Below are 3,867 nucleotides of genomic sequence, written 5' to 3' on the forward strand. Positions count from 1 at the left end.
AGATTCAGGGGCTTTTTGCTGCGTGACTTACTTTGTCTGCCACTAACCCTGTGGCGAGGGGATTTATCCCCGATGGACTGCGAAGCGGTCCTCGCCTTTGCGCTGAAGAAGGCCGCTTCGCGACCTATCGGGGATAAATCCCCTCGCTACAAGGTTATGCGGGTTCGAGCGATCATCTATACGAGAGCAGCGATTAAAGATCGTTCGGATTTCCGAACGCGACCTCCCGGTCAATTCGGATAACCGGATCAGTTTCATCGAAAAACACCGACACGAAACTTTAATCACCTTATAAATCAAGCCATTAGCCACTATCGACTGGTCTGGCACGACTCATGCTCTACACTCTCTCGACGAATGCCTGCCGTGCCAACACTTCAGGAGCCGTCAGGCATTCGAAGCACAAAAGGGCCGACGAACTGGCTCCATAAAAAAAACAATTCGAGGAAAATTTGATGCGCATCGTTTCCCCTATCCTGGGCGCAGCCATTGCGGCCGCTCTGATCAGCACACCAGTTTTCGCCGCCGAACTCACCGGCACCCTGAAGAAAATCAACGATTCCGGCACCATCACCCTCGCTCACCGCGACAGCTCCATCCCGTTTTCCTACATCGCGGATGCTTCCGGCAAGCCAGTGGGCTACTCCCACGACATTCAAGTGGCCATCGTTGAAGCCCTGAAAAAAGACCTGAACAAGCCAGACCTGCAGGTCAAGTACAACCTGGTGACCTCGCAAACCCGTATCCCGCTGATCCAGAACGGCACCGCGGATATCGAGTGCGGCTCTACTACCAACAACGCCGAACGCGCCCAACAGGTCGACTTCACCGTCAACATCTTCGAAATCGGCACTCGTCTGCTGGTCAAGAAAGACAAGGATGGCAACCCGTCCTACAAAGACTTCGCCGATCTCAAGGGCAAAAACGTCGTGACCACCGCTGGCACCACGTCCGAGCGCATCATCAAAGCGATGAACGCCGACAAGCAGATGGGCATGAACATCATCTCCGCCAAGGACCACGGCGAATCCTTCAACATGCTGGAAAGCGGCCGCGCCGTTGCCTTCATGATGGACGACGCCCTGCTGGCCGGCGAAGAAGCCAAGGCCAAGAAGCCGGACGACTGGGTCATCACCGGTACTCCGCAATCGTTCGAAGCCTACGCGTGCATGGTTCGCAAAGACGACCCGGCCTTCAAGAAGGCTGTGGATGACGCCATCGTCGGCCTGTACAAATCCGGCAAGATCAACGAGATCTACAAGAAGTGGTTCGAAACCGCGATTCCGCCAAAGGGCCTGAACCTCAACTTCCCGATGAGCGACAAGGTCAAGGAACTGATCGCCAACCCGAGCGACAAGCCGGCGCCTGACGTAAAAATCTGATTCCTGACTAACCTTATCCCCTGAGGGAGCCACCCTCCCTCAGGCGTCTGTTACCTGCTGGTTTTACAGTGGAACACTCGACCTGGCGGTTTTCGAGCCGATCGCGTGTGCCCGACGTTCAACGTCGGACGGGAAAGGATCTTCCCCAAGCGGGTGCTTGTACATCGATCGATTTCGAGGGGAGACCCTAATGAATTACAACTGGGACTGGGGCGTGTTCTTCAAGTCCACCGGCGTGGGCAGCGAGACATATCTCGACTGGTTCATTTCCGGTCTGGGCTGGACCATTGCCATCGCCGTCGTGGCCTGGATCATCGCTTTGCTGCTGGGCTCCATTCTGGGGGTCATGCGCACCGTGCCGAGCCGCCTCGTGTCGAGCATCGCGACGTGCTACGTCGAGCTGTTTCGCAACGTGCCGCTGCTGGTTCAGCTGTTCATCTGGTACTTCCTGGTGCCCGACCTGCTGCCGCAGAACCTGCAGGACTGGTACAAACAGGATCTGAACCCGACCACCTCGGCCTACCTGAGCGTCGTCGTGTGCCTGGGCCTGTTCACCGCCGCCCGGGTCTGCGAGCAAGTGCGCACCGGTATCCAGGCGCTGCCGCGGGGCCAGGAATCCGCCGCCCGCGCCATGGGTTTCAAGCTGCCGCAGATCTACTGGAACGTGCTGCTGCCCCAGGCCTACCGCATCATCATTCCGCCGCTGACCTCGGAATTCCTCAACGTCTTCAAGAACTCCTCCGTGGCGTCCCTGATCGGCCTGATGGAACTGCTGGCGCAAACCAAACAGACCGCCGAATTCTCGGCCAACCTGTTTGAAGCGTTCACCCTGGCCACGCTGATCTACTTCACCCTGAACATGAGCCTGATGCTGCTGATGCGCATGGTCGAGAAGAAAGTCGCGGTGCCCGGCCTGATCTCCGTGGGGGGTAAATAATGGACTTCGATTTCAGCGGCATCATCCCCGCGATCCCGGGCCTGTGGAACGGCATGCTCATGACCTTGAAGCTCATGCTCATGGGCGTGGTCGGCGGCATCGTGCTCGGTACGATCCTCGCGCTGATGCGCCTGTCGTCCAGCAAACTGCTGTCCCGCGTAGCCGGCGCCTATGTGAACTATTTCCGCTCGATCCCGCTGCTGCTGGTGATCACCTGGTTCTACCTGGCGGTACCGTTCGTGCTGCGCTGGATCACCGGCGAAGACACCCCGATCGGCGCGTTCACGTCCTGCGTCGTGGCCTTCATGATGTTCGAAGCCGCGTACTTCTGTGAAATCGTCCGTGCCGGCGTGCAGTCGATCCCCAAAGGCCAGATGGCCGCCGCACAAGCGATGGGCATGACCTATGGCCAGACCATGCGTCTGATCATCCTGCCCCAGGCGTTCCGCAAGATGACCCCGTTGCTGCTGCAACAATCGATCATCCTGTTCCAGGACACCTCGCTGGTCTACACCGTGGGCCTGGTGGACTTCCTCAACTCCGCCCGCTCCAGCGGCGACATCATCGGTCGTTCCAACGAGTTCCTGATCTTTGCCGGTGTCGTTTACTTCATCATCAGCTTTTCCGCCTCGCTGCTGGTCAAGCGTCTGCAAAAAAAGGTTTGCCGTATGATCTCCATCAAGAACATCAACAAGTGGTATGGCGACTTCCAGGTGCTGACTGATTGCAGCACCGAGGTCAAGAAAGGCGAAGTGATCGTGGTCTGCGGCCCGTCGGGCTCGGGCAAGTCGACCCTGATCAAATGCGTCAACGCGCTGGAGCCGTTCCAGAAAGGCGACATCGTCGTCGATGGCACCTCGATTGCCGACCCGAAGACCAACCTGCCGAAACTGCGCTCGCGCGTCGGCATGGTGTTCCAGCATTTCGAGCTGTTCCCGCACCTGACCATTACCGAAAACCTGACCATTGCGCAGATCAAGGTATTGGGCCGCAGCAAAGAAGAAGCGACCAAAAAAGGTCTGCAACTGCTGGAACGCGTTGGCCTGTCGGCGCATGCCCACAAGCACCCGGGGCAACTGTCCGGCGGTCAGCAGCAGCGTGTGGCGATTGCCCGTGCGCTGGCGATGGACCCGATCGTCATGCTGTTCGACGAACCGACCTCGGCGCTCGATCCGGAAATGGTCAACGAAGTGCTCGACGTGATGGTGCAACTGGCCCAGGAAGGCATGACCATGATGTGCGTGACCCACGAAATGGGCTTCGCCCGCAAAGTGGCCGACCGGGTGATTTTCATGGATGCCGGCAAGATCATCGAAGACTGCCCGAAAGAGGAGTTTTTCGGCGACATCAGCGCCCGCTCCGAACGCGCGCAGCATTTCCTCGAGAAAATCCTGCAGCACTAAAAGCAACACACTGAACTCTGTGGCGAGGGAGCTTTGTGGCGAGGGGATTTATCCCCGATGGGCCGCGAAGCGGCCCCAACATTTCAAACTCGAACCGCATCTGCCGGTTTGACGACTGCTTCGCAGCCGATCGGGGATAAATCCC

General features: G+C 58.2%; 3 protein-coding genes and 1 pseudogene. All 4 read left to right on the plus strand.

Translation table 11 applies throughout. From position 1 onward, the window contains the following. The first annotated feature begins 455 nt into the window (after window positions 1-455). The 4 genes and pseudogenes from HT737_RS09090 to HT737_RS09105 all read left to right on the plus strand — a co-directional run bounded on the left by HT737_RS09090 (window position 456) and on the right by HT737_RS09105 (window position 3,722). Window positions 456-1,382 carry a glutamate/aspartate ABC transporter substrate-binding protein gene (locus HT737_RS09090; RefSeq protein ID WP_182402281.1) on the plus strand — a complete coding sequence of 309 codons (927 nt, stop codon included), beginning with the start codon at window positions 456-458 and terminating at the stop codon, window positions 1,380-1,382. Between the two features lie 190 nt (window positions 1,383-1,572). After that, window positions 1,573-2,319 carry an amino acid ABC transporter permease gene (locus HT737_RS09095; RefSeq protein ID WP_182402283.1) on the plus strand — a complete coding sequence of 249 codons (747 nt, stop codon included), beginning with the start codon at window positions 1,573-1,575 and terminating at the stop codon, window positions 2,317-2,319. Continuing rightward, a pseudogene (locus HT737_RS09100) lies at window positions 2,319-2,981 on the plus strand (amino acid ABC transporter permease); the annotation flags it as partial. The gene HT737_RS09095 and the pseudogene HT737_RS09100, both read left to right, overlap by 1 nt. 6 nt (window positions 2,982-2,987) lie before the next feature. Beyond that, window positions 2,988-3,722, plus strand: coding sequence for an amino acid ABC transporter ATP-binding protein (locus HT737_RS09105; RefSeq protein WP_042560754.1), 735 nt, complete (start codon window positions 2,988-2,990; stop codon window positions 3,720-3,722). Window positions 3,723-3,867 lie beyond the last annotated feature (145 nt).

This window comes from Pseudomonas sp. MD195_PC81_125 (genome assembly GCF_014060985.1).
GTDB classification, from domain to species: Bacteria; Pseudomonadota; Gammaproteobacteria; order Pseudomonadales; family Pseudomonadaceae; genus Aquipseudomonas; species Aquipseudomonas parakoreensis.

Coding starts and splice junctions, on each gene's coding strand:
- HT737_RS09090 (WP_182402281.1), top strand. CDS start 456: ATGCGCATCGTTTCCCCTATCCTGGGCGCAGCCATTGCGGCCGCTCTG.
- HT737_RS09095 (WP_182402283.1), top strand. CDS start 1,573: ATGAATTACAACTGGGACTGGGGCGTGTTCTTCAAGTCCACCGGCGTG.
- HT737_RS09105 (WP_042560754.1), top strand. CDS start 2,988: ATGATCTCCATCAAGAACATCAACAAGTGGTATGGCGACTTCCAGGTG.